This window comes from Gammaproteobacteria bacterium (genome assembly GCA_016200485.1).
Taxonomy (GTDB): domain Bacteria; phylum Pseudomonadota; class Gammaproteobacteria; order Tenderiales; family Tenderiaceae; genus JACQEP01.
In genome coordinates this window covers 15,498-41,314 of sequence record JACQEP010000024.1, presented here as the reverse complement: position 1 = coordinate 41,314, position 25,817 = coordinate 15,498, and the positions used below count along the sequence as shown (strand labels likewise).

The window sequence follows — 25,817 nt, the reverse complement described above, 5'->3', positions numbered from 1 at the left end:
GTTCAACTCCGTTCGTGATGTTGAGAGGCTGTAAATGCCTCTGGTGCCCAGGGGTCGAGCGTGGTTTCGTGAGATTTATTCGCATTTTTAATCTTGGTGCAGAGTTGCGAAACGCGTTCGGCAAGATGCGGGTCAGCGACGGTGTGATGATGGGTATGGCCGTAACAAAGACGTTGTACGGTACGTACGATTTCCAGCGCTTCGCCATCTTCCGGAAATTCCTCCAGCCAGTGTGTTAGGCCTTGTTCCAAGGTGATGCTGTTAAAGGCGGCGAGTAATTGCGCCTGTAACGGATGCTGACTGGCGCGATCTGTGATCTCAACGGTTGTACGTGGTGGCGAAAATTCGCGTGCACCGGCGGGTTTGCGTCTGACCCACAAGGTCAGCGTTACCAGCCAGAGGAGTGTCATCATCCCGGTGGCGATTTGCCACGGCAATACTGGGTTGTAGGTGGAGCTTTCTTGGATGATTGCCTGTGGAGTATTGCTGTTCGATGTGTTTGGCATGGTGCGAGGCAATGTCGAGGCGCTGATGTTGATCGTGCGGCGTGGCAGGCTGACGATATCGGCAATGCCACGCACCGGATCGAAATACGGGATTTTAATTTCAGGAACTATGAAAGCTCCAGATTCAAGTGGCATGATCGAGAGCGTGTAGTTGGCGCGATCGGTGATGCCGTCATTGGTTTTGGTATTGTCATGCTGCGCGTGATCAGGATAGAGCTTAAGCGCAGCGGGAAACTCAGGCAGCGGTAAGTAATCTGGCAGACTAGAGACTGCGGCGGGGGCAGACAAAGTTAAGGTCCAGTTGATGGCCTCGTTTTGTTTGGCGGATGCAGGCAAGTCGCCGGCGCTGAGTTGTGGTTTGCCAATAATGATGTTGTCTGGCACGCCGGGTGGCAGTGCCTTGACAGTAACTTCCAGCTTCTGTGATTGCAGATGTTGCGGCTTGCCGCCAGCCTTAAATAAATCCACGATCGGTGTTTGTACAGAAAACGTGCCGCTCTTGTCTGGAAATATCGCCCAAGCCAGGCGTTCAATATTATAGTCAAAACCCTTGTGGCGTTGTTTTAAACGGGTACGTGGTAATTCCCAGTTGGGAAGTAACTCGATGCGTGTCGGCGTGGTTTCCAGTGTGCTGCCGAGGCTGGCACCCTCGATTGCGACGCGGTGATAGACATCGAGATAAACGATTAATTGTTGATGTGTCCACGGCGCTGAATTAGAGAAATGAGCGCGGGCAAACACTTCCGGTGCGGCATCGGCGGCGAGGGGTTTGACGTTGAGTGTGATGGCTGCGCTGCGCAAACCGTCAATGTTAAATCTAGGTATCACCAACTGGCCGCTGTGTTTGGGAAACAGTTCAACGGTTAACTCGGATGTTGAGCGACCATTGCCTTGATGCAGGGTGTAACGGAAGTCGGTCTTGGGTATGCCAAGGGTAAAGTCGCGGCTCAATAGCGAAAGATCGATGTTGGGATTAACGCCCTCGGCACGTAGACGCGTTTCGCTGTTGATCAGTTGCAGGGTGAGCGTGACGGATTCTTCGGTGCTTAGTTGTTGGCGATCAACCTGAGCAGTAAAACTGGCGGCCCAGGTGGCGGGGAGCCAGAGCATAAGGCAAATCGCAATGATGTGTCTTACCACGGTTTTACTCCTACCATGCCGCGCGTGTTTTCATCTTCAGTCGCAAAGCGGCGCTGGAGCATGGTTTTGGCGTCTTCGTTGAGATTTTGTAATTGTTGCAAAGTTCGTTGTGGAATGTCAGTTGCGTTGGGGCTGATTTTGCCCCAATTTGCGAGCGTGCTGTCGATGCTTTGCTGATGTTGCGTCGGTGCGCCATTGCCGCGTTCGGCGCCACGATGCAAATCATTGCCTGATTGATCGCCATTCATACGATTGGCAATATCACCACCGCTGCCGGGGCCGGTCTGTTGCTGCTGATCGCTAAATATGCCAGGGCGCGAAAAGAGATTCTTGCTCTGGTGTGTGCCGCCGTGTTCTTGCAGATAACGATTCACCAGCGCGAGGTTGTGGGCAGCCTGGGGGAATTGCGGTTGCAGTTGCAGGGCGCGTTGGTAAGCGACGCGGGCATCGTCCAGCTGATTGAGTTGAGCGAGAGCGTTACCCTGATTGTGGAGGGCAGCGGCTTGTTGTTGAGGATCACGGCTGGCAGTTTCGGCCTTGCGGAAGGAATTCAGCGCTTGCTGCCAGTGTTTTAACCGGTAAGCGGCCGCGCCGTGGCCGAGGTGGCCGCTGTAATGATCGAGCTCGCTATATTTTTGCATGGCGCCTTCAAAATTCTGTTTTTTCAAATCCTGATAAGCCGTTAGCTCATCCCAGGGAGCAGCCTCCGAGTCTGGGGTGGTCAATAATAACGGGACCAGGAGCAGGGCGGCGAGGGCCTCGGGGCGGCGAAAGCCGGCCCACAGAAAGAGGGTGAAGGCAGCGGTCAAGAAGAACGGAAACAAGGCCGTCGTGCCACGGCGGATCATCCGCTCAGAGATCGGCTGGGCGCGTTGATCAGCGGCGCGGGCGAGGGTAGACCAGGCAGCGGTGGATAGCGGTTGATACTCGCCGTGGCCCGCCTCGGCGAAACGTTGCAGCACGCCGGGTTGGAGCTGTGAAGTGATGATCTCGCCCTCCTGGCGCACCAGTTGTCCGTTCGGTAGCGGCACTGGACCGCCAACCGTCGTGCCCACGCCTATCGTATAAAGCGGATACCCTTGTTCACCTAATGTTCGAGCGGCGATCAGCCCGTCGCTGTCGTGGATCTCGCCATCACTCAGCAGTAGCACCAAGCCATGACCGTTTTGGGTGCCGGGTGTGCGGCGCAGGATCTTGTTCGCCAGCACCAGCGCTCGGTTGACGTTAGTGCCGGGAACGGTGACCAATTCCGGGTTCAGCGCATCGAGAAATTGCTCCAGCGCTTTTGCATCGTGCGTCAGCGGTAGCACGGTGTAGGCATTGGCGGAGAAGGTGACTAGCGCAAAGCGATCCTGTGGTCGCTGACGAATAAAATTGAGCAATTGACGCTTGGCGAGTTCGAGACGATTGGGATTAACGTCGCTGACCAGCATCGATGGCGAGATGTCGAGCACTACGACAATGTTGCTGCCAACAGGCGCGGCGCTTAATTGTTCGCCGGATTTCAACCATAATGGACCGGCAGCGGCGATGATGGCAAAACTCCAGGCGCCGAAAAACAGCCAACGGCCACGATGAGTCAGCGTCTGGTCGATGCCATGCAGCAGGCGTGGCCAGAGTGCGGCGCTGGCAAAACGCTCCAATGCTGGGTGATGAGTTTTATCCTTGCGCCATAGCCACAGTAACCATGGCAACGGCGCAAGCAACAACCATAACGGCTGCTGCCAGGCGAATTGTGACCAAAGCTCGCTCACGGCATCACCTCGCGATTGCCACGCTGCCAGGCGCCGAGTAATAGCGACATTCCGGCAATCAATGGCACCCAGAACAGATCGTTACTCGAATCGCGATTCACATCAAGCGGAATGGTTTCCAGTTGTTCGATATCGGCGATGATATTCGGCAATTCGCCGCTGGCAGTGGCGTGGTAATAACGGCCGCCGCTTTCTTGAGCCAGTTTTTGTAACATAGCCTCGTCGAGCGGTACCTCTTTCAGTTCCGGTCGTTCCATCGGGCCGCGCGGGAACAAGACTTTACCTGCATGCCCCAGGCCGATGGTGTAAATGCGGACGTTGGCGTGGCGTGCCATCAATAACGCTTCTTCGGGATGAATGTCGCCTGCGGAATTGGTGCCGTCTGTAAGCAGAATCATGATGCGTGAGCGAGTATCTTCGTGTAGCAATCGTTGCACGCCCAGGGCAATGGCCTGGCCCAACGCAGTGCGTTCACCGGCCATGCCGTTTTTAATTTCGCGCAATAAGCGCCGAACGAGTTCGATGTCGCTGGTCAACGGAGCAAGCGTATAGGCGTCATCACCAAACACCAGTAAACCGGCGCGATCATGGCTGCGGGTGGAGAGAAAATCATCGACTACACGCTTAAGTAGATCGAGACGGCTCAATGCTTGATTGTTGATGGCGTAATCAAGTGCGCGCATCGAACCCGAAACATCGATGGCAAGCAGAAAGTTACGGCCGCGTGATTCATCGAAGGTGAGCAGTGGTCGTGACAGCGCCAATAGTAATAGACCGCAACCTAGCAACCACAACCACGGCGGCCGTTGCCGGTCAGCGCCGGTTTCGGCGGCGAGTTGCGCCAGCAGTGTCGCCTGCGGGTGGATTAATGCGGGTGCGGGGTGCGGGCGGCGCAATGCCATGCGCCATAGTAGCCACGGCAGTGGCAATAACAACAACCAGAATGGTGCGGCCAGCGTGATCACGGATGAGTCGCTTCCTGTGTCAGCCAGCGGCGGGCATGGTCGAAGACGCTATGATCAAGCTTGATTATAGGTTGATTGTGATAACGCAGTTGCTGCAATTGTTCGATAGTTTTCTGCCAGAGTTCTGCATCGAACATTAACTGTGGTGGCACTTCAGCGGTAAGTTGTGGAAGGTTGAGTCCGAGTCGCAGCAAATTGGCGAGGCGAAATGCGGCGCGTTGATCGTCAATCTGTTGTGCTTGCCATTCGTCGTGCAATTGTTTCAAGCGTTGTAATGCTTCTTGTGAAGAATGTTGATGAATAGTTTGTGTGTTAGCACGTCTCTGGCGAAAGCTTAACCGTGCCACAGTGAGTAATAGAGTAAGTGCAATTATGCCACCGAGATACCAGGGCCAAAGTATTGGCTCTGACGGTAATTGGATATCCGCTAATTGCACTGTCAGAGATTCAAGTTCGGTATTGTTCATGGATATTTATTCACCACAGAGGCACGGAGAGCACAGAGTGGTTGAGAATGTATCATTGCTCACAATCTCTGTATTTCTGTTGTGATTTTTTAGGGTCATAGCAGTTCGTTGATAGTGGTTAGTGCATCATCATCAGTATAGAGAACGCAGTGTTGTATGCCGCTGCGCTTTAACAGGGAAGATAAGTTATTTTGTCGTTGCTGCATCACTTCGCGATAACGACGACGCAGTTGTGGGTTGCTGCTGTCGATGACATGGGTTTGGCCATCGTAAGGTGATATCAGTCGCAGCTTGCCAGCCGCGGGTAATTCCAGTTCGCCGCGATCAATAATTTGCAGGGCGGTGACTCTGCATTTGTCTGCTAATGGCGCAATCGCTGTTTGCAGCGAGTCGTCCCAGTGTTGAAAATCGCTGATCAATAGGAGTTCGGTGTTGCGCGTTGCAAGCCGGTCAAGATGATGGAGTTGAGTTTGTAGTTGTTTCGCCTCCTTTATTAAGTCCCCTTCCCCCTTCCAGGGGGAAGGGGGAATACGATTGGCAATACCCAACAGACGCAGCCACTGGTTTAGTTTGCCGCTGAAAGGAAAAAAGTGATCGGTCGTATTGCTGACAATGGCGCCGATTTCCGCTTGTTGTTGCAGTGCAGAAAAACCAATTAACGCAGCCGCACGCAAGGCGCGAGCGGCTTTCAATTCGCCGCGGGTAGCAAAGGCCATGCCCGGATGTTGGTCCAGCCATAACAAGCGGCGCAGTCGGCGTTCAGCGTGAAAGACTTTGACCAGCGGCCGTGGGCTGCGGGCGCTGGCACGCCAGGCGATGTGGCGTACTTCATCGCCGTATTGATACGCGCGTAAATCCTGAAGTTCAAGGCCGGGGCCGCGTTGCGTGGTGATATGCGGTCCGGCGAAATGGCCGGCGCCGCGTGTTTGCCGCTGATGAACGAGTTGCCGCGCTTGCGCGGCGAGGTGTTCGAATTCGGTATCAGAAAGCAGCGGCGCAGACATTATGGAACTGGAACGCGTTGCAACAGTCCGCTGATGAATTGAGTGTTGTCGATGCCTGCCGCGCGCGCCGCAAAGCTGAGTCCGATGCGATGGCCGAGCACGTCATGAGCCAAGTCGAGAATATCCGCCGGCTCGACGAAATCGCGTTGCCGCAAAAACGCCAGCGCCCGCGCGCCACGGGCCAGCGCCAAGCTGGCCCGTGGCGACGCACCATGCCCTATCCATGCGCTTGCCTCTGGCCACCAGGCGGTGGGATTGCGCGTTGCGCTGACGAGCGTGACGATGTAACGCTCCAGCATCTCATCGATGAAAATGTGATTAACGACATGACGCGCAGCGAGAATATCGGCGGTGGTAATCACAGCGCCACCGCTACGGGGCCGCTGACCGCGCAGTTTTTGCGTTTCGCGCTGCATGATTTCCAGTTCGGCGTCGGTGCTCGGATAATCGAGTCTCACCTTCATTAGAAAACGATCAAGTTGCGCCTCTGGTAACGGATATGTGCCTTCCTGCTCCAATGGATTTTGAGTGGCGATCACCTGGAAAATCGCGGGCAACTTGCGTGTCACGCCAGCCACCGTGACTTGTCGTTCCTGCATCGCCTCCAGCAGCGCGGATTGCACCTTCGGCGGCGCGCGGTTGATTTCGTCGGCGAGGATGATCTCGTTGAAAATCGGCCCTTCGCTGAAACGGAATTCGCCTTCGCGAGTGAGAAAAATATCGGTGCCTGTGATGTCGCCGGGAATCAGATCCGGCGTAAATTGAATGCGGCAAAAACTGAGTGCCATGCCATCGGCCAGCGTATGCACCGCCGTGGTTTTGGCCAGGCCAGGTAAGCCTTCGAGTAATATATGGCCATCGGCCAATACCGCCACCAGCAAACGCTCGATCAGCGGATTCTGGCCGACGATGATGGTTTGAATATGCTGCCGCAGTGTGGCGAATTTTTTGATCTGGTCGTGGGCCTGAGGCTCAATCGGGTGAATGCTGTTCATGTCTTCATTCTAAATGTAGGGTGGGTTAGCGTAGCGTAACCCACCAGGTTGTCGCGAAGCGACTCAAACCAATCTTTTAAGGAGTGCCTGTCGGCACGGTTGGTGGGTTACGCCGCAGGCGGCTAACCCACCCTACATTGTTGCATGAGGTGATAGTAACACGGGCGTGGCGGCGGGGTTTCTCCCCCGCCGCCACGAGCGGAATTACTCTTTATCCATCGGGCTTCCCATCATCCCGTCCATCGAACCACCCATCATGCCATGCATCATCTGGTGGAATTGTTTCATTTGCTCTTTGGTCAGGACTTTTTCCAAGGATTGCTTGAAGTTGAGGGTGTGTTCGATCAGTTTCAGTTTGACCTGGAATAATTTCTCGTAGGCGGTTTTGATTGCAGCTACATCCAGGGTATCACCACTGTAGAGCAGGCCGAGCTGTTCGCGTTGGTCGATTTCCTGGCGTTGCAAGTCCCAGGTGTTGTTACGCAGTTCGCGGCGCAAATCAGCGATTTTTTTGCGTTGGTCGGCGGTCAGGTTGAGGGCGCTTAGATTGTGCATGCTGAACATGCGGTCATAATGGTCATTGTTATCAGACCAGCCACCGCCCATCATGCCGTGGCCCATGCCGCCCATCTCCATGCCAGATCCCATCATACTGCCATGCATGGGCATATCAGCCGGGGGTTGCGCCAGGGCAGCGCCGCTAAACAGAGTTGCGCCCGCCAGGGCCAGGCGCCAGGAACGAAAGTTATGCATTGTGAAAGCTCCTTGTTGTTGTGTAGTCAGAATCCTAAAGACTGAGTCCGCAGGGAAATGGTTCCCTGGACTGATAATTATAGCCGTTTTCAAGCCCAGGCAATGCTTGAATCAACGGTAGAATTGCGGCACAGTGGCCGCCTTTCGAGTAAGGAAATAAGGTGTAATCGCATGACCCCGCAAACCAGTAACGCCGTGTATCTAGGCCCAACCCATTGGTCTCAAGAAGAGGCCGCCGCCGAGGCGCAGCGGCGCGGCTTGGGTGAACCGCTGTGGTTGGGGCGGCGCGGCTATAGCGTCGGCTGGATCGCCCAAGGGCCGGGTCAGCCTGCGTCGTTAACAGCACGTGCCATGTGGCAGGCCGGCGCCGGCGTGTTCCTGCCCACGCTGGTGGCGGCCGGATTGGAGGCACATACCGATCAGATTTCTGCGGCTCAGACGCTGATGCAACGGTTGCTGGAGGGTGAGGACGCCGCCGATCTGATCGCCGAAGCACCCTATGCCGCGCGCCTGGAACGGAGCTTTGATTTGTTGGCGGCCACGTGTGATGAAGGTGATCCCCAAGAGATCGAGACCCTGGAGTTTGACGGTCTCGACAACGGCGAGATTGTTGCCGAGAACCTGTGGGTCAAGCTCTCCTGGCTTTCCTTTGACGAAGAGGATGCCTCGCTGCGTTTCCGTTTTTCCTTCGGCATGGTGGGATATGAAGACGTGGCGGCGGATTATCTGCGCCAGCAATTTGCGGCACAACTGACCGAGGCGATCTTTCCTGAATCCATCATTATCAGCGGTGATACTGAGATCGAACGCACGCTCTGCGAAACGCTCGCCATCAAGGCCCCGGCCTATGTCGAACGCATTGTTTACTTCAACGCCCCCAATGGCGGCGCCCAGTTTCATCAGGATGTCGAACGCGGCCATCTCGGCGTGATCTTCGCCCAGGCCTATGGCCGCACCGGCTGGTTCGCCCTGCCCAAACAGACGCTAGTGGCAGAGATTCAGCGTTTCCTGGCGCGCCCTGATATCCGTCCCCTAACGGCCGCCGCCGGGATCAAGCCTAGCGATTTGAAAACCTTGTTGACCAAGGCGGCGAACCCGGCCAGCATGGCCGCCTATCTGGATGATCCCAAAAACGATCCCCTCGAAGCCCTGCTCAACCGCGTACCGGAATTTTCACGGCAACTGGTGGAAGCCGGTTACGCCTACATCCTGCAACCCGGTGATGTCATCCTCCTGCCGCAACAGGATATCGAGCATTGCTGCTGGCATTCGGTGTTTTGTCTCGACGATTTTGCCGGCGAGGCGTTGTCGTTTGCGGTGCGGGAGAGGCCGTGATGTATATGTGTAGCCTGGGTTGAGCGCTGTGCGCGAAACCCGGGGAAAAAGGTTAAAGTTGGAGAATACTCCTTCAGTAAGAAAAGTGGATTAATCGCCAAATGGTTAGCTATCGCCGCAATGTGATCCCCGGCGCGAGTTATTTTTTTACTGTTACGTTGCTTGATCGCGCTTCAAGGTTATTGATCGAACACGTTGCCGATTTGCGTGAGGCCATAGGCTCGGTGCGCGCAGAGCGCCCTTTTGAAATAGACGCTATAGTGATCCTGCCCGATCATCTACACTGCATCTGGACCCTGCCGCCCGGCGATGCGGATTATGCGTTACGCTGGCGTGAAATTAAATCGCGGTTCTCGCGGCGGATACCGGTGGACGAAGGCCGCTCCCCCGGACGCATCAACAAAGGTGAACGCGGTATCTGGCAACGGCGGTATTGGGAACATACCTTACGCGATGAAGGCGACGTGGAACGGCATATGGATTATATTCATTACAATCCCGTCAAACACGGATATGTGACCCGCGTCGCAGATTGGCCGTATTCCTCGTTTCACCGATGTGTACGGCAAGGCATTTATCCGATGAATTGGGCTGGTGATGATGTTTGTGCAGAGGGAAGATTTGGCGAATGATTCGATGGAAGTTTCACGACTGCCCCGGGTTTCGCAAAACGCGCTCAACCCAGGCTACGCTTGCTGGATGATTTTGCGGGCGAAGCGTTGTCGTTTGCGGTGCGGGAGCGGCCGTAAGTTATAGGTTAATTTACCCAACCTTTGCGATATGGATCCGATATGCCTTTAGCTAGGCGCCGAGTGGTTTCAGCAATGCCCTGGTCGAAAGCCTCTCTTAGGTGGTGCGCGTTATTGGCGCTCCAGGTCGAAATAGCTTGGTCTTTCGATGTGGTGTTTCCTGGTAATAGATAAACTGAGAGCACTGTGTTTTTATATGCAGGATCTTTTATAAATTGTGCGCGTGAGTCTTTAATAAAGACGTTGATTTCCGATTTTAAAGTAATCGAGTTTAGCGGTTCGTCAAAGTATGAGATGGTTCCTATCAGTACACATGCATCTGTGTTGATGTTGTTACAGGCGGTCTCGGAAGAGACTGCTTCGTTGGGGGATAGGCGCTTAATATTTTTCACATTAAGCCACGAGGTGGAATCTAACATGGGCTGTAATGCGGTGGCTAAATGAGTTTTTAAGTCATATTGTATCCATTGTGATAGCAGGCTGTTTGTTAAGTTGTTTGCGCTTGCTTGTCTGATTCCATCCCTGGATATGTCGACAAGAGAGAATAGTAGACCACCGCCCATGAGTGACGCGACATTAGAGCGGTCGATATTGGTCGTGATTTGGTTATTAGTAATTAGTATGACTGATGATGATTTAATTGAGCTAGCAGAGCCACTTGATAATGGTATTTGAAGAGTGGGCTGTGCGGTACATCCAAGGGTGAAAATGGTGATCACGGCCAAGCAAATGAACTGTGCGCGAGTTTGCATTGTAATACGCTACCTAATTAAATGATTGTAATTTCTACCATAGTTGTTTTGTGGGAGCAAGATATCTTTAGCGCGAATAGGCGCGAATCTCGCACGTGTAAATCCTATATCTTTTAAGCATTTCCCCTCCCCACCCAATTTTACGTATGATTGCCCACTTTGGTCAGGCATAGGTGTTCCGATGAACGAATCCATCCAAAATCCGCCCCGCAGCAGTTGGGCCTTGCTGACGCCCGCCGCCGGGGTGCTGGTGGTGGCCGGACTGTTGGCCTTCCTTGCTCATTGGGGCGGTGGCGAAACCACTCACACTGAAGAGGCCAAACTCACCACCCTCACCAACAGCCTAGGCATGCACCTGGTGCTGGTGCCGGGTGGCCGATTCACGATGGGGGGCGACAGCCCCGATCAGTCGCCGCGCCATGATGTGATGGTGGCGCCGTTTTATATCGCGGCCCATGAGGTGACTCAGGCCCAATGGCAGGCGGTGATGGGTTATAACCCCAGTCAATTCCCGGACGCACGGCGTCCGGTGGATCAGGTCACTTGGCTTGAGGCTCAGAGTTTCCTTGAAAAACTTAACCTGATCGAGGGAACCAATAAGTATCGCCTGCCGTCAGAGGCAGAATGGGAGTACGCCGCTCGTGCCGGGAGTCACAGTCGCTTTTTCTTCGGTGATGATCCGGACGAGCTGCGGAGTTATGCCTGGTTTGGGGCGGAGAGTAATGCCGGGACGCGGCCGATTGGCAGTCTGGCACCTAATCCCTGGGGATTGTATGACATCTACGGCAACGTCTGGGAATGGGTGCAGGAGTGCTGGCACCCGGATTATAACGGCGCCCCAGCGGACTCGCGGGTCTGGGGTGGTGGCGATTGTAGTCAGCGCACGGTACGCGGCGGGGCCTGGAATAATCAGTCCGAGCGGCTGGGGTCGGCGCAGCGGGGTGCTTATGTCCCGAACTTTGGCGACATCAGCAACGGTCTGCGGGTGGTGATGGGGCCGTAGGCGGGGCCGCTTGTACAATTCATTTCCAAGGAGAGCCTGGAGTGCGTGTCACAGTTTTCAACCACCCTCGGCAACTGCTCCATGCATTGCCCTACCTCGTGCATCCATGCACTCGCGTCCACCCATGGGAGGGGATATCAAATTCTCCCCTCCTCCTGCAGGAGGAGGGGTGCCCCGAAGGGGTGGGGTGGTGGCCTAGTAGGGGGCAGTCGTCCCCTGCATGTTTATGTATAATCGTCGCTCTTTTGGACGGGGATAAGGCACTGGATGCTGGGCATTAGCGATCTGGAGTGTGTGCGCGGCGACCGCCGGTTGTTTTCCGGGCTGTCGTTTGGCTTGGCATCAGGTAGCGTGCTGCATATCCATGGCCCCAACGGTAGCGGCAAGACCACCTTGCTGCGGACGATTGCCGGACTGGTGTTGCCCGAGCATGGCCGCATCGAATGGAACGGCCAGGAGATACGCAAGTTAGGCGAGGAGTTTCACCGCGAGCTGCTGTATCTGGGGCATTTGCCCGGATTGAAGTACGAGCTTACGGGCTATGAGAACTTAAAGATTTTTGGCGGTTTGAGTGGCTTTGAAGTCACTGAGGCGGCAGTAGAAGCAGCGTTGAAACGGATGGGGTTGGCGCGTTGTGTCGATCTGCCGGTGAAGGTGTTGTCGCAGGGACAAAAGCGGCGCGTGGCCTTGGCCCGCCTGCTGTTGCAACCGGCGAAGTTGTGGATTCTGGATGAGCCCTTTGTCGCGCTGGATGTGACGGCGGTGAATTTGTTGCAGGAAATTATCGCCGAACATGTGGCCAAGAGTGGGATGGTGATGTTGACCACGCACCAGGAGGTCACGCTCTCCGTCGGCAGTGTGCAGCATCTGCATCTGAATTCCTGATTATGTTTGCCGCGCTGCGCTGCATCATTGTAAGAGATTTAACCTTGGCGCTACGGCACCGGGCGGATGTGTTGACCACGCTGTTCTTTTTCGTGATCGTGGTCAGTCTGTTCCCACTAGGCGTGGGGCCGGAAGCGGCGCTGCTGAAGGCGATGGCCGCCGGTGTGTTGTGGGTGGCTGCGTTGCTGGCTTCGATGTTGTCATTGGCGCGTTTGTTCGCCGACGACTTTGCCGACGGCACGCTGGAACAGATTCTGCTCACGCCGCAACCGTTGCCGGTGCTGGTGCTGGGTAAGGTGATTGCGCACTGGCTGGTGTCAGGTGTGCCGCTGGTGTTGATGGCACCGCTGCTGGGTTTGCAGTACGGCCTTGAGGGCGATGCGCTGCTGATGCTGGTGGTGAGTTTGTTGCTCGGCACGCCAGTATTGAGTTTGATCGGCGCGATCGGCGCGGCGTTAACGCTGGGGCTGCGCGGCGGCGGTGTGTTGATATCGCTGCTGGTGTTGCCACTGTATATCCCGGTGCTGATTTTTGGCGCGGGTGCAGTCGATGCCACCGTCTCCGGTCTGGGAGCGGAAGGACAATTGTCGTTGCTGGCGGCCATGTTGGTTGCAGCGGCGATATTGGCACCGTGGGCAGCGGCGGCCGCATTACGGATTTCAATGGAGTAAGTAGTAGAGTTCACAATGGCGATTAATTGGTTCAAGTATGCTTCGCCCGCCAGTTTTTATCCCCTCGCTGGGCGCATTGCGCCGTGGTTTGGTGTCGCGGCGGCGTTGTTGTTTGTGGTCGGTTTGTATTTGAGTTTCTTTGTTGCGCCCACCGATTACAAACAAGGTGAAGGTTATCGCATCATGTTCATTCACGTTCCCGCAGCGTGGATGTCGATGTTCATTTATGTGGTGATGGCGGGTTGGGCCGCGGCCGGCATGATCTGGAATACACGTCTGTCGTCGATGATGGCCAGTGCCCTGGCGCCGACCGGTGCCATGTTTACCTTCGTCGCCCTCTGGACCGGTGCCTTCTGGGGCAAGCCGATGTGGGGCGCCTGGTGGGTGTGGGATGCACGTCTGACCTCCGAGTTAATCCTGCTGTTTCTTTATATCGGTTTCATGGCGCTGGAAGCAGCGATTGACGATCCGCGCCGCGCCGCGCGTGCCTGTGGCTTGCTGGCGCTGGTTGGCGTGATTAATGTCCCGATCATTTATTACTCAGTAAAATGGTGGAATACCTTGCATCAAGGCGCCAGCATCAAGATGAGTTCAGAATCATCGATGACGTCGGTCATGTTGATTACCTTGCTGGTAATGGCCTTTGCCTGCTGGTTTTATACCATTGCCGTGGCGTTGAGCCGCGTGCGCCGCATCATCCTCGAACGTGAACAGCGTAGCGACTGGGTGGCGGAGCTGGTGGGAGGAAAGCAATAATGGCCGACTTCTTTGCCATGGGCGGTTATGCCTTCTATATCTGGGGTTCGTTTGGCGTGACGCTGGTACTGATGATCGCCGAAATCGTCATGGTGCGCCGCCAGCATCGAACTTTACGCCAGCGCCTGGGTCGTATGATGCGGATGAATGCAGGAGAAAGTAATAATGAAGCCTAGATATAAACGTGGCGCGATTATCCTTATCGGTTTAGTGGGAGTGGGTGCAATTGCTGCCTTGGTGCTCAATGCCTTACAGAGCAATATCAATCTCTTTTTCAGTCCCAGCCAGGTGGCTGCGCACGAAGCCCCCAAGGATCGCACCTTCCGTCTCGGTGGTTTGGTGAAGCAGGGGACAGTCCAGCGTGCAGCAGATGGAATCACGGTGCAGTTTGATGTGACCGACAATGCGCAGACAGTGAAGGTGGCCTATGTCGGCATCCTGCCAGATTTGTTCAAGGAAGGTCAGGGCGTGGTGGCGCAGGGTAAACTGGGGCCGGACGGAGTGTTCAAGGCTGAGGAAGTCCTCGCCAAACACGATGAAACCTATATGCCGCCCGAAGTTGCCAAGGCGCTCGATCAGGCGAAAATCGCCAATTCACTGAAAGAATAATAATGTAATAACGGTTCACCACAGAGACACAGAGATTTTGAACGATTAACCTAAATTCCCTCCCGCAGGGGGAGGGTTAGGGTGGGGGTAGACAGCAATGCGTTCTCAAACTGTTTATCCCCATCCCAACCTTCCCCCTGAAAGGGGGAAGGGATCAACAGCTGTTAATGATCACTCTGTGGTGATAAATGCGGAATATTTTGGGAGAACGATTGAATGATTCCAGAAATTGGCCATTTTGCGCTGATCATTGCCCTTTGTCTGGCGCTGATTCAAGGTACGCTGCCGTTAATCGGTGCTTGGCGTAATTATGATGCATGGATGGTGCTGGCACGGCCAGTGGCACAGGGACAGTTTGTTTTTCTTGTAGTCGCATTCGGTTGTTTGACTTACGCCTTTATCAATAACGATTTTTCCGTGTTGTATGTTGCCTCGCATTCGAATTCACAATTGCCGTTGATGTATCGCATCGCTGGCGTGTGGGGCGGCCATGAAGGTTCCCTGTTGTTATGGGTGACAATGCTGGGTATCTGGACGGTGGCCGTCACAGTCTTCAGTCGTCATTTGACGGAAGAAATGGTGGCGCGCGTCCTCGGTGTGATGGGCTTGATCAGCGTTGGTTTCCTGCTGTTCATGTTGCTGACCTCGAATCCGTTTGAACGCTTGTTACCCGCGGCGCCCGATGGCCGCGATTTAAATCCCTTGCTGCAGGATCCGGGTTTGATCATCCATCCGCCGATGCTGTACATGGGTTACGTTGGCTTTTCCGTGGCCTTTGCCTTTGCCATCGCCGCGTTGTTGAGCGGTAAGCTGGATGCCGCCTGGGCGCGCTGGTCGCGGCCGTGGACGATTGTGGCCTGGATGTTTTTGAGCTGTGGTATCGCACTCGGTTCCTGGTGGGCATATTACGAATTGGGCTGGGGCGGTTGGTGGTTTTGGGACCCGGTCGAAAACGCCTCGTTCATGCCGTGGCTGGTCGGTACGGCGTTGATACATTCGTTGGCGGTGACCGAAAAACGCGGCGGCTTCAAGAGTTGGACGGTATTGCTGGCGATCATCGCCTTCTCGCTGAGTCTGCTTGGCACCTTCCTGGTGCGTTCCGGCGTCATTACGTCCGTGCATGCCTTCGCGACCGATCCGACGCGTGGTACGTTCATTCTTGGCTTCCTGTTTGTGGTGGTTGTCGGTTCGTTGCTGCTCTACGCCTGGCGCGCGCCCAAGGTTGGATTGGGCGGTAAGTTCGAGCCGGTTTCCAAGGAAACGATGCTGCTGGTTAATAACGTGATCCTGACCGTGGCTGCGGCCGCGGTATTGTTGGGGACGGTGTATCCCATCATTATCGAAGGTCTGGCGTCATTTGGCTGGTTGGCACCGACCAGTAAGGTCTCGGTGGGCGCGCCGTATTTCAATGCCGTGTTCGTACCGTTGATGGTGCCGCTGGTGTTTTTGGTGGGGATTGGACCGCTGGCACGCTGGAAAAAGGCCGATATGCCGGCGGTGGCACGCCAATTGCGCTGGGCGTTTGCCACCAGCGCCGTGATTGCACTGGTCCTGCCGTATGCCTTTGGTCAATGGTCACCCTTTGCCGCGTTGGGATTGCTGATGGCGGCGTGGATTATCACGGCCTCGATTTATGGTATCTCGCAGCGCATCAAGGCGCGGCGTCCCGATGAAACGCCGGCGATGGCGATCAAAGCGATGCCCGGCAGTTTCATCGGCATGCATCTCGCGCATATGGGTGTCGCAGTGACGATCATTGGCGTCACCTTGGTCACGCAATATCAGACCGAGAAAGATGTGAAAATGGCGATCGGCGATACGGTGACTGTCGGCGGTTATACCTTCCGTTTTGATGGTGTGATCGAGACATCGGGGCCGAATTACACGGCCAGTCGCGGTTTGATGCGCGTGTTGAAAGGTGAGGTGGAGATTGACACCATGCACCCCGAAAAACGCATTTATACCGTGCAAACCATGCCCATGACCGAGGCGGCAATCAAGACCAATCTTTGGCGCGACCTCTATGTTTCGCTGGGTGAGCCGGTGGATAACGGTGCCTGGGTGGTGCGTGTATATTACAAACCCTTTGTTGTCTGGATCTGGGGTGGCGCGATCCTGATGGCGTTGGGCGGGCTGTTTGCGATTTCGGATCGCCGTTATCGCGTGCTGGCGCGCAAGGCCGCCGCATCAAAAGAGCAAACGGTGGTAATTGCAGCGACGACAAAACCAGCGGCGGAGCAGGCGTAATGGGGCGTTATCTTATTCCTTTGGTGATTTTTGTGGCGCTGTCGGTGTTTCTCTATGTGGGACTGAGCCTCGATCCACGTGAAGTGCCTTCGCCGTTGATTGGTAAGCCGGCACCGCAGTTTGATTTGACGCAATTGCACCAGTCTGAACAACGCATCGCCCGCGATCAAATGCTGGGTAAGGTGTGGATGCTCAACGTCTGGGCCTCGTGGTGTGTGTCCTGTCGCCAGGAACACCCGGTGCTGATGCAGTTGGCGCGCAGCGGCGAGTTGCCGATCATTGGTCTTGATTACAAGGATAAACGTGAAGATGGCGTTCAATGGCTAAGTGATTTTGGTAATCCTTACACCATCATCGCCTGGGATAACGAGGGTCGTGTGGGCGTGGATTATGGTGTCTATGGTGTGCCCGAAAGTTACATCATCGATAAGCAAGGTGTGATTCGCCACAAGATCACGGGGCCGGTAACGCCGGAAGTCGTGCAGAACGAAATTCTGCCGTTGGTAAGGAAGTTGAACGGATGAAACGGGTAATCATGATCGCGGTGCTGGCATCGCTCCCGCTGTGGGCGAGTGCCAAAGAGGCTGAATTCACGGGCGGGGATCCGCAATTGCATGCGCGCGTGATGTCGGTGGCGGGCGAGTTGCGTTGCCTGGTGTGTCAGGGGCAGTCATTGTCGGATTCGAATTCCGATTTTGCGCGCGATATGCGGCAGCAGATCAAGGAAATGATGGAATCCGGCAAGAGCGATCGTGAAGTGGTCGATTTCATGGTCGAACGTTATGGCGATTATGTGCGTTATCGTCCGCCTTTTAAATCGACCACCGTGTTGCTCTGGTTTGGACCCTTTTTACTGTTGGGACTAGGTGTTGGCGTTTTGTACTGGAATATTCTGCGCCGCAAGAAACAAATTGTTGAAGCGCCGCTTTCCGATGCGGATAGACGCCGTGCCGAAACGTTGTTGCAGGATCAATCTGAGGACGGTAAGGCATGACATTGTTTTGGTTTGTGATTGGCGGTCTGACGATCGCTGCGCTGTTGTTCGTGATTTTGCCGTTGTTGCTGCGGCGGCGTGCCGAGGCCGCGCGCCTGGCGCGCAGCGAGGTCAATATCTCGATCTATCGCAATCAATTGGCGGAGTTGGAAGCCGATCTTAAGAGCGGCGATGTCGATCAGGAACAATTCGATAAAAGCCGACAAGAGATCGATCGCCGGTTGCTGGAAGACACCTCCGGTGTTGAAATGGGTACTGCCAGTGAAAGTCGTCGGCTTTCTGCAGTCACTGCGGTTGTCGCCGGTTTGGTTGTGCCCGTTGTGGCCGTGGGACTGTATCTTAAATTGGGTAATCTCGAAGCCCTGCAGCCGGAAAAGGCGAGTATGGCCGCCGCGTCGCCGCATGGTGATAAAGCCAACATGGCGGCTCAGGTCGAGATGATGGTTGGCAAATTGGCGGACAAGTTACAAAAAGACCCTTCCAATGTTGAAGGTTGGGTCATGCTGGGGCGTTCATACAGCGTATTGAATCGTTATCCTGAAGCCGTGGATGCCTACAAAAAGGCAATCCAGCTGGCGGGCGAGGATCCGCAATTGCTGGCGGATTATGCCGATGCCATTGCGATGGCGGCTGGCGAGAGTCTGGAAGGCGAGCCGATGCAGTGGTTAGAGAAATCGCTGAAGCTCGATCCCAATAACCAAAAGGCATTGTGGTTGATGGGCACGGCGATGTTCGAACGCGGTGATTTTGGTGCGGCGATGGTGTATTGGGAGCATTTGCAAAAAATGTTGCCGCCGAACTCGCAAGACGCCAATGCCATGCAGGCGAACATTGATGAAGCGCGCAGTTATCAGCAGCGGCAGGCAAAGGGTGAATTTGGTAAGCCTAAACCGAGCACGGCTTCAGCAGCAGCGGAGCAATTGGCCAAGGCGGCGCCTGTGGCAATGGGTACCGCTAAAGTTAGCGGCACGGTGAGCTTGAATCGGGAATTGTTGGCCAAGGCGGCACCTACCGATACCCTGTTCGTCTTTGCCCGTGCCGTGAGCGGGCCGCCGATGCCACTGGCGGTCGTGCGCGCGCAGGTGAAAGATCTGCCGCTCAAATTCACGCTCGATGAATCGATGGCGATGATGCCGAACATGAGTTTGGCCAAATTCTCGGAAGTGGTCGTCGGTGCGCGTATTTCCAAGTCGGGTAATGCCATGCCACAGTCCGGTGACTTGCTGGGACAGAAAAGTCCAGTCAAGGTCGGTAGCACCGATCTGGCGATTGCCATCGACAGCGTGGTGCCCTAGAGAATCGGCATGATGCCCGGCTCACAGTCCAGCCGTTTAGGTGCTGTGGGCCTGCTGCTGATGTTGGTGGCGTGCGACTCGGCCCCGCCGCCGCTGACGGATCGTCTGAGCTATGACCGGCCATTGCCGGCGCTCAAGTTAACCTCGCTCGATGGGAGCGCCGCCTCCCTCGTGGATTATCGCGGCAAGCTAGTGGTCCTCAATATCTGGGCGACCTGGTGTGAGCCTTGCCGTCGTGAATTGCCTAATCTGCAAGCTTTGAGTGAGTCCTTGGATCCAGAGCGGTTTGCCGTGCTTGGCTTGGCCGAAGATGATGACCCCCACCTGGTGCGTGAGTATTTGAACGACAAAGGGGTGCGCTTTCCCAATTATGTCGATCCTGGCCGGGCGCTGGCCACTGATGTGCTCGGGGTGCAGGTTTTCCCCTACACCCTTTTAATTGCCCCAGACGGCACCTTTATCGAGCGTGTGCCCGGGCCGCGTGAATGGCAGCAGCCCGAGGTGCGGCAGCGGCTGGAGCGGGCCTTTCGCGGTGATTACACAGCCTTACGCAGGGCGACAGCCCCATAAGCGGGTGGTAAGATTCCTGCTGTAGGGTAGTGTTACCCGTTGTTCACGAGAGGATTGTTATGAATTCATGGGCTCTGCGGCAGCTGGCCGCAATAGTGATTGGAAGCGGCGCGCTACTGGCGGCAGGTAATGCTACGGCCGCCGATGCACTCAATGGTGCCAAACTCTACAACCAGCAATGCGCGGGTTGTCACGGCAATAACGGCCATGCACAAATGCCCGGTATCCCGGATTTTCAGCGCAGCCGAGTGCTGATGCAGCCAGATGCCGATCTGGTGAAAAAAATTGAAACCGGCGGCGGGGTGATGCCTGCGTTTCGCGGCTTGCTGACGACCCAGGAAATCCTTGATGTCATCGCCCATATTCGAACCTTCAATTAATTAAACCGCATGCTGAAACGAAGTTTGATGTTAACCGCTGTGCTGCTGGCGGCAGGTTGTTCTGACTCCGCATCCACGGGAGCGGAAAAGGTTGGGCCAATCGCAAAACAAGCGGCAGTGAAGCCTGTGATGGCGGAAAAGGCGTGGAAGGTGATTGATGCCTTTGAGGTCGGTCCGGAGATTTATGTGCGTTCCATGGCGCTGGATCCGAGTGCAAACAGTCTGTGGGTGGGAACGTCCGCCGGTGTACATGAAGTAAATCTGGCGACGCAAGAGTTACGCCATACCTTTACCCGCGCCGATGGCCTGGCCAACGAATATGTGTTCGCGACTTATGTCGACCGTGATGGTAACAAGTGGTTTGGCACCAATGGCGGTGGCGTGTCGCGTTATCGCGATGACAAATGGAAAGTCTATTTCCCGATGCACGGCCTCGCCGATTACTGGGTCTATAGTTTTGCCCAGCAAAAATCCGGGCCGGTGTGGATCGGCACCTGGGCCGGTGTCAATCGCTGGCAGAGTGACGATGCCAAGCTCGATACCTATGTCAAAGAACTCGTTAACGAATGGGTCTATGGGATAGACGTTGATCAACAGGATCGTGTCTGGTTCGGCACCGAAGGCGGTGTCTCGATGTTTAATGGTCAGCAGTGGCAATCCTGGACGCATAAAGAAGGTCTGGGTGCGCCCAACGAAGACAATCTGCCGATCAGTTTCAATACCGGTCTCGGGACGCGCTCACGTCACGATTTGAGTCTGCTGACGCAAGGCGAGCCTACCTACAATCCCAATTACGTATTTGCCATTCATGTCGATCGCAAAAATCAGATCTGGGCAGGCACCTGGGGTGGCGGTGTTGGTCGGTTCGATGGTGCGAAGTGGACGAATTACAACACGCGCAATGGTCTCGCCGGCAATGTGGTGTACAGCATCGCTGAGGCGGAAGATGGTGCCTTGTGGTTGGGTACCGATCATGGCGTCAGCCGTTTCGACGGCGAAGCCTGGCAAAACTACGGGCGTAGCGATGGCGTGTTGAGTGATCACGTCTATGCGGTAGCGGCAATCCCCGGCGGCGAAGTATGGCTTGGCACACGCGGTGGCGTAACGCGTTTGGGACTAAAAACAGCAACACCAGAGGCAGGAAAGAAACCGTGAAGTTGAATCTGAAACTATTGGGTGCGGTAGTGGTGGCGGGGGGTGTGATCGGTGCCGCCTATTATTTTGGGCGTAGCAGTAGCAATGCAGTTTCGGCAACTGAGTCGGCAACGACCGCGGTTGCAGCACCCGCATCTGCGCCGCATCCGGCTGCGGCAGACCAGATGATGAATGTTGCGGCAACGAGCAACGATGTGCGGTTCAGCCACTTTCGCGTCGGTAATCGCAATGTGAAGAGTATGTTTGCCGATGGCAAATATATCTGGATTGGCACCTCTGGCGGCGTCGTGCGTTATGACACCGAGGCCGACGACTACAAGATGTTCAATAACCAGAATTCGGGTTTACTCTCCAACGGAATATTTCATATCAGCAAAGTGTTTGGTCGCATTGCTGTCGGTACTTATGGTGGTGGTTTGTCGCTGTATGATCCAAGCAAAGATAGCTGGGAAAATATCAATATTCCGCAAGGACTGGCGGATCAGTTCGTGTACGACTTGATCGTCACCAAAAAAGGCGATGTCTGGATCGCCACCTGGTCCGGCGCGAATCGTGTTAAGGGCGGGAATTTCTCCAATCCCACAGCGTGGGAAACCTTCACCATGGAGAACACGAAGGGCGGGCTGCCCAATCCTTGGGTCTATGGCGTGGAAGAAGGGCAAAATGGCGAAATCTGGTTTGCCACCGAGAATGGCCTGGCGCGTTATAAAGAGGGTCAGTGGCAAAACTGGCAGCACAAGGATGGTTTGGGCGCGGATCTTGAGTTGGTTAAGGACGCCATACAATTCAAGAGTGATCCTGGTAAAGCATCCATGCATCATGCGCGGCAAAAAGATGAGCAAGGTTTGCATAACGTTAACGTCGCCTATAACCCGAATTACGTGATCTCAATGGTGGTGCAGGCGGATGGCACGGTCTGGTGTGGAACCTGGGGCGGTGGCTTGGCCCGTTTTGACGGTAAAAACTGGCGCAACTACACCACGGCTGATGGCTTGCCCGCGAACCATATTTTTATGCTATCTCAAGATGCGAAAGGCCAATTGTGGGCGGGCACCAATCAAGGAATGGCACGGTTGAAGGTGGATGGTAAGACCTTTGAAGTCAAGACCGTGGCCGATGGTTTGTTTGCAGATAACGTCTTCTCGATGGCGAATGCCCCGGATGGCAGTGTGTGGGTCGGCAGTTTTGGCGGCGTTGCCCATATCGAAAATGGCTGGGTCAAGTAAAGGTGGTTTGTTTGCGCAGTAACGATACAGCGCAGTACGCGATTGTGAGCGATACCAGGCGATGAACAGCCTGGGGACACGTATCGCCCTGGCGTTGGCGTCGGTGCTATTTGCGCTGATGCTGGTGGCGGGCATGTTGATTGAAAATAAATTAACCCAGGCCATTTATAACGAAGAAATAGATCAGGCCAAGGTTCATGCGCAGACGCTTTTAGCCAGTCTGCGAGTGCTAATGCTCAATGGTAAAGGCACCTTGGCGCGAGAATGGCTTGACAGCATGCACGGCACCGCCGGGATCGTCGATATCGAGGTGCTGCGGCGCGATGGTAACGAGGCATTCACCGATCTGAATACTGTCAATCAGGTCAACGATTATCTTTCGGAATTAAGGTTCGAGCGTGAGCCGGTGCCACCGCATCATGCGCCCTTCCCTTCAGCGGCCGCTTTTGACCGGGCGCTTCAGGGGGGGGTTGCCGTCGATTTGCGGTTTGCGGAAGAGATTACGGTGTTGCAGCCGATAGATGCAGATCCTGAATGTCTGGCGTGTCATGGCTACGATACAAGCCATTTGCGTGGTGTGTTGAAGCTGAGCCTGTCGCGGCAGAAGGCGATTGCCCGGATTGACGAAATGCGCGCCAACTTATGGGGTATCGCCGCGGTATTGGTGATTGTGATCGCGCTGGGAATCTGGCTGGCATTGCGTGTCGGCGTCTTGGGGCCCATTGAACGGCTGCGGGATGCCATTGCCAGGGTTGGGGCGGGTGAGCGTAACATCAAATTACCGGTGCATTCGAGTGATGAGTTGGGGCAAGTCACCTCCGTGTTTAATGACATGCAGGATAAATTGGCCGCAACCGAGACCCGGATTCGTGCAGTGACCGATAATGTGTTCGATGCCATCATCACGGCCGATGAGAAGGGAGTTATTGAATCGGTAAATCCTTCTGTTGAGCGCATGTTTGGCTATGTGCGCGCTGAAATGGTAGGAAGAAATGTTTCCATGTTGATGCCAGAGCCCTATAGCAAGGAACATGATCGCTATGTGCGCAAATATCTGCTGACAGGTAAGGGGCGAATTATCAATAATCGCACTGAAACCACCGGCTTACGTAAAGACGGGGAGAAGTTTCCGCTGGAAATTTCTCTGCGTGAGATGGTATTGGTTGGACAGCGTTATTTTGTCGCCGTTGTGCGTGATATTACCGAGAGTAAGCGTCAGACGGCGGCGTTGGAGTATCAGGCTCTGCATGACGCGCTCACTGAGTTGCCAAATCGTACATTGCTCTCTGACCGTGTCCGGCAAAATATTCTGTTGGCGCAGCGCGATCATCAGCCGCTGGCGTTGCTGGTCATGGATCTCGATCGTTTCAAAGATATCAACGATACGCTTGGGCACCAATATGGCGATCGGGTGCTGCAAGAGGTGGCGAAACGCATGCGCGCGGTATTGCGCGAGTCAGATACGATCGCCCGTCTTGGTGGTGATGAGTTTGCTGTTTTGTTGCCCAGGACCAGTGCTGATCAGGCGCAGCACATTGCCGAGAAATTATTGGATTCCATTGAGGAACCCTTTGTTCTGGGTGAGCAGGTGCTGCATATTGGGGTGAGTATCGGGGTTTCGCTGTTTCCACAGCATGGCGATGATGAAGTCACGCTGATGCAGCGTGGTGATGTGGCAATGTATGTGGCGAAGCGGCAGCATGGCGGCTTTGCGGTGTATGACCCGAGCACAGATCAACATAGTCTGCGTAATCTTGCGCTGTTGGGCGAGTTGAGGGGCGCGATCGATCGCGATCAATTGGTATTGCATTTTCAGCCCAAGGTTCGGATGCATGATCGCAAGGTGTTTGGTGTCGAAGCGCTGGTGCGCTGGCAGCACCCCAAGCATGGATTGATGTATCCGGATGAATTCGTGCCGCTTGCCGAGCAGACGGGTTTGATCGGCCCATTGACTCAGTGGGTGTTGAGGAATAGCTTGGTATTGTGCGGCCGGTTACAGGCGGAAAATATTGGTCTTGATATTGCTGTTAATTTATCGGTGCGCAATTTGCAAGATACTAAGTTTCCGTCGAAAGTGGCCGAGCTGTTTCAGAATGCAGAATGTACGCCGGGACATATCCGGCTGGAAATTACTGAAACGGCGATCATGGCCGATCCGGTGCGCGCCTTTGAGGTGTTGGGGCAGTTGAGTGCGATGGGCATCAAGTTGTCGATTGATGATTTCGGCACCGGTTATTCTTCCCTGGCGCATCTGAAACAAATGCCGGTCAATGAGCTAAAAATCGATAAATCCTTCGTCATGGGCATGGAAGCGGATGAGAATGATGTTGTGATTGTGCGTTCGATTATTGATCTTGCGCACAACATCGGGATTCATGTGGTGGCGGAAGGGGTGGCCAGTGAACAGCTGTATGAGCGGGTGTTGGCGATGGGGTGTGACGAGGCGCAGGGTAACTATATTTGTGGTCCGTTGCCGCCCGATAAATTAATCGACTGGTTGACGTCGACGCAATGGAATCAGGGTTGAGCTGAAGCCGCTGCGGGAGTGGTAGCGGTCAGTGGCCGGTAAACGTCCACTTTGCGGAAGAATTGATCAACGATGTAGACGCGCCCGTTTTCGTCGACATCAATGCCCGAGGGCAGCATGTAGTTGCCCGGAGCGCTGGATTGGCCGCGCTGACCAATGACCATCAGCAGCTGCCCTTCCGGATTAAAGAGCTGCACATTGCCAAACGCGGTATCGACCACGTAGATATTGCCATCGTTGTCGGTTGCAATCCCTTTGGGGCTAAAGAATTGTCCCGGCAGCCGGCCGATGCTGCCGAAGCTGCGCAGATAGTGACCTTCGGCATCGAAGGCCTGGACACGAAAGTTGCCCTTGTCGACGACGTACAGCGTGCCATCGCGCGCGACAGTGATTTGAATCGGCAGGTTGAACTCGCCCTCGCCGGTGCCGCGCCGGCCGATAGTCTTCAGGTGTTCGCCCTTCACGGCATCATAAATTTCAATCCGATGCTCCTGGCTATCCACGCCACCGGTGTCGAGGATGTAAGCACGTAGTCCGTCAGGCGACAAGGCTATGCCTGCAGGTCGTTGTAATTGCGCTGGATCACCAATGAAACGCAGGAATTTTCCCTCGGCATCGTAGACGACGACACGGCGGGCGCCGACATCGGCGACATAGACATCCCCTTGTGGTGACAGATCAATCCCCGCCGGTTTGAATAATTCAGCCGGGGCTTCATTGTCAAATTCCTTGTAACGATTGTTCTGGAGGTCAAACATGATCACGCGTCGCTGCACGGTGTCAGTGACGTAAACACGCCCCTGGCGTGCGGCGACGGCAAAAGGTTTGACCAGGCCTTTGACTTCCGGGTCTTCGCCGGTGGCATAACGTTTTAGTTTGGCGCTGGTGGAGAGTTGCTCGACGTTGGTGCTGTAACGCAAGGCGCGCTCGAAAATAAAGCGCGGCTCATCGGGAGGTAGTGGAAAGACTGTTGGCACAACGATTTCGGTTTCCGGCGTTGATGCGCAGCCTGAAAACAATAACGGTGTGCCGATGATCAGTAATGAAGCCAGAGCGGCTGCCAGCGGCGCGCGCGTGAT

At 55.0% G+C, this 25,817-nt stretch carries 26 protein-coding genes; 17 read left to right on the top strand and 9 right to left on the bottom strand.

The window, feature by feature from the left end; all coding sequences use genetic code 11:
• Nucleotides 1-2: 2 nt before the first annotated feature.
• The 7 genes from HY272_13815 to HY272_13785 all read right to left on the bottom strand — a co-directional run bounded on the left by HY272_13815 (nt 3) and on the right by HY272_13785 (nt 7,584).
• Nucleotides 3-1,646, bottom strand: a complete 1,644-nt coding sequence (locus HY272_13815; protein MBI3773760.1) for a BatD family protein — start codon at nt 1,644-1,646, stop codon at nt 3-5.
• A complete protein-coding gene (locus HY272_13810; protein ID MBI3773759.1) occupies nt 1,640-3,400 on the bottom strand; it encodes a VWA domain-containing protein in 1,761 nt (586 codons plus the stop codon). Before HY272_13810 ends, HY272_13815 begins: the two co-directional genes overlap by 7 nt.
• Nucleotides 3,397-4,365: a VWA domain-containing protein gene (locus HY272_13805; protein MBI3773758.1), complete on the bottom strand. Its 969-nt coding sequence runs from the start codon at nt 4,363-4,365 to the stop codon at nt 3,397-3,399. The genes HY272_13810 and HY272_13805 overlap by 4 nt, the downstream gene beginning before the upstream one ends.
• Nucleotides 4,362-4,832 carry a DUF4381 family protein gene (locus tag HY272_13800; protein ID MBI3773757.1) on the bottom strand — a complete coding sequence of 157 codons (471 nt, stop codon included), beginning with the start codon at nt 4,830-4,832 and terminating at the stop codon, nt 4,362-4,364. The genes HY272_13805 and HY272_13800 overlap by 4 nt, the downstream gene beginning before the upstream one ends.
• 95 nt (nt 4,833-4,927) lie before the next feature.
• A complete protein-coding gene (locus HY272_13795; protein ID MBI3773756.1) occupies nt 4,928-5,836 on the bottom strand; it encodes a DUF58 domain-containing protein in 909 nt (302 codons plus the stop codon).
• Nucleotides 5,836-6,831 (bottom strand): AAA family ATPase, encoded by a 996-nt coding sequence (locus HY272_13790; GenBank protein MBI3773755.1) that lies wholly within the window; start codon nt 6,829-6,831, stop codon nt 5,836-5,838. The genes HY272_13795 and HY272_13790 overlap by 1 nt, the downstream gene beginning before the upstream one ends.
• 204 nt (nt 6,832-7,035) lie before the next feature.
• The gene (locus HY272_13785) at nt 7,036-7,584 is read right to left on the bottom strand and encodes a hypothetical protein (protein ID MBI3773754.1); all 549 of its coding nucleotides are present in this window, start codon (nt 7,582-7,584) and stop codon (nt 7,036-7,038) included.
• Between the two features lie 171 nt (nt 7,585-7,755).
• Between HY272_13785 and HY272_13780 the strand changes: the two genes are divergently transcribed.
• Both HY272_13780 and HY272_13775 read left to right on the top strand, forming a co-directional pair.
• Nucleotides 7,756-8,919 carry a hypothetical protein gene (locus HY272_13780; GenBank protein ID MBI3773753.1) on the top strand — a complete coding sequence of 388 codons (1,164 nt, stop codon included), beginning with the start codon at nt 7,756-7,758 and terminating at the stop codon, nt 8,917-8,919.
• A 101-nt stretch (nt 8,920-9,020) separates the two neighbouring features.
• A complete protein-coding gene (locus tag HY272_13775; GenBank protein ID MBI3773752.1) occupies nt 9,021-9,551 on the top strand; it encodes a transposase in 531 nt (176 codons plus the stop codon).
• Nucleotides 9,552-9,676: 125 nt separating this feature from the next.
• Here the strand turns inward: HY272_13775 and HY272_13770 are convergent, their stop codons facing one another.
• Nucleotides 9,677-10,420 (bottom strand): hypothetical protein, encoded by a 744-nt coding sequence (locus HY272_13770; GenBank protein ID MBI3773751.1) that lies wholly within the window; start codon nt 10,418-10,420, stop codon nt 9,677-9,679.
• Nucleotides 10,421-10,601: 181 nt separating this feature from the next.
• Between HY272_13770 and HY272_13765 the strand changes: the two genes are divergently transcribed.
• From HY272_13765 to HY272_13695, 15 genes are all read left to right on the top strand, one after another.
• Nucleotides 10,602-11,423 carry a formylglycine-generating enzyme family protein gene (locus HY272_13765; protein MBI3773750.1) on the top strand — a complete coding sequence of 274 codons (822 nt, stop codon included), beginning with the start codon at nt 10,602-10,604 and terminating at the stop codon, nt 11,421-11,423.
• 267 nt (nt 11,424-11,690) lie between these two features.
• The gene (ccmA, locus tag HY272_13760) at nt 11,691-12,308 is read left to right on the top strand and encodes a cytochrome c biogenesis heme-transporting ATPase CcmA (protein MBI3773749.1); all 618 of its coding nucleotides are present in this window, start codon (nt 11,691-11,693) and stop codon (nt 12,306-12,308) included.
• Nucleotides 12,309-12,310: 2 nt separating this feature from the next.
• Nucleotides 12,311-12,979 (top strand): heme exporter protein CcmB, encoded by a 669-nt coding sequence (gene ccmB / locus HY272_13755; GenBank protein ID MBI3773748.1) that lies wholly within the window; start codon nt 12,311-12,313, stop codon nt 12,977-12,979.
• A 15-nt stretch (nt 12,980-12,994) separates the two neighbouring features.
• The gene (locus tag HY272_13750) at nt 12,995-13,735 is read left to right on the top strand and encodes a heme ABC transporter permease (GenBank protein MBI3773747.1); all 741 of its coding nucleotides are present in this window, start codon (nt 12,995-12,997) and stop codon (nt 13,733-13,735) included.
• Nucleotides 13,735-13,911 carry a heme exporter protein CcmD gene (gene ccmD, locus HY272_13745; GenBank protein ID MBI3773746.1) on the top strand — a complete coding sequence of 59 codons (177 nt, stop codon included), beginning with the start codon at nt 13,735-13,737 and terminating at the stop codon, nt 13,909-13,911. Before HY272_13750 ends, ccmD begins: the two co-directional genes overlap by 1 nt.
• Nucleotides 13,901-14,344: a cytochrome c maturation protein CcmE gene (gene ccmE, locus HY272_13740; protein MBI3773745.1), complete on the top strand. Its 444-nt coding sequence runs from the start codon at nt 13,901-13,903 to the stop codon at nt 14,342-14,344. The genes ccmD and ccmE overlap by 11 nt, the downstream gene beginning before the upstream one ends.
• 216 nt (nt 14,345-14,560) lie before the next feature.
• The gene (locus HY272_13735) at nt 14,561-16,591 is read left to right on the top strand and encodes a heme lyase CcmF/NrfE family subunit (protein ID MBI3773744.1); all 2,031 of its coding nucleotides are present in this window, start codon (nt 14,561-14,563) and stop codon (nt 16,589-16,591) included.
• Entirely contained in the window at nt 16,591-17,115 is a 525-nt protein-coding gene (locus HY272_13730; GenBank protein MBI3773743.1) for a DsbE family thiol:disulfide interchange protein, read from the top strand. The genes HY272_13735 and HY272_13730 overlap by 1 nt, the downstream gene beginning before the upstream one ends.
• On the top strand, nt 17,112-17,585 hold the full coding sequence (locus tag HY272_13725; GenBank protein ID MBI3773742.1) for a cytochrome c-type biogenesis protein CcmH: 474 nt from the start codon (nt 17,112-17,114) through the stop codon (nt 17,583-17,585). The genes HY272_13730 and HY272_13725 overlap by 4 nt, the downstream gene beginning before the upstream one ends.
• Nucleotides 17,582-18,880, top strand: coding sequence for a c-type cytochrome biogenesis protein CcmI (ccmI, locus tag HY272_13720; protein MBI3773741.1), 1,299 nt, complete (start codon nt 17,582-17,584; stop codon nt 18,878-18,880). The genes HY272_13725 and ccmI overlap by 4 nt, the downstream gene beginning before the upstream one ends.
• 9 nt (nt 18,881-18,889) lie before the next feature.
• Entirely contained in the window at nt 18,890-19,450 is a 561-nt protein-coding gene (locus tag HY272_13715) for a TlpA family protein disulfide reductase (GenBank protein ID MBI3773740.1), read from the top strand.
• A gap of 59 nt (nt 19,451-19,509) precedes the next feature.
• Complete coding sequence (locus HY272_13710; protein MBI3773739.1) at nt 19,510-19,830, top strand: cytochrome c; 321 nt, start codon at nt 19,510-19,512, stop codon at nt 19,828-19,830.
• 9 nt (nt 19,831-19,839) lie between these two features.
• Nucleotides 19,840-20,985, top strand: coding sequence for a regulator (locus tag HY272_13705; GenBank protein MBI3773738.1), 1,146 nt, complete (start codon nt 19,840-19,842; stop codon nt 20,983-20,985).
• Entirely contained in the window at nt 20,910-22,211 is a 1,302-nt protein-coding gene (locus HY272_13700; protein ID MBI3773737.1) for a regulator, read from the top strand. Before HY272_13705 ends, HY272_13700 begins: the two co-directional genes overlap by 76 nt.
• 61 nt (nt 22,212-22,272) lie before the next feature.
• Nucleotides 22,273-24,738 (top strand): EAL domain-containing protein, encoded by a 2,466-nt coding sequence (locus HY272_13695; protein MBI3773736.1) that lies wholly within the window; start codon nt 22,273-22,275, stop codon nt 24,736-24,738.
• On the opposite strand, the gene HY272_13690 is transcribed toward HY272_13695, so the two are convergent.
• The gene (locus HY272_13690) at nt 24,729-25,817 is read right to left on the bottom strand and encodes a 6-bladed beta-propeller (GenBank protein MBI3773735.1); all 1,089 of its coding nucleotides are present in this window, start codon (nt 25,815-25,817) and stop codon (nt 24,729-24,731) included. The two genes, HY272_13695 and HY272_13690, sit on opposite strands and share 10 nt — an antisense overlap.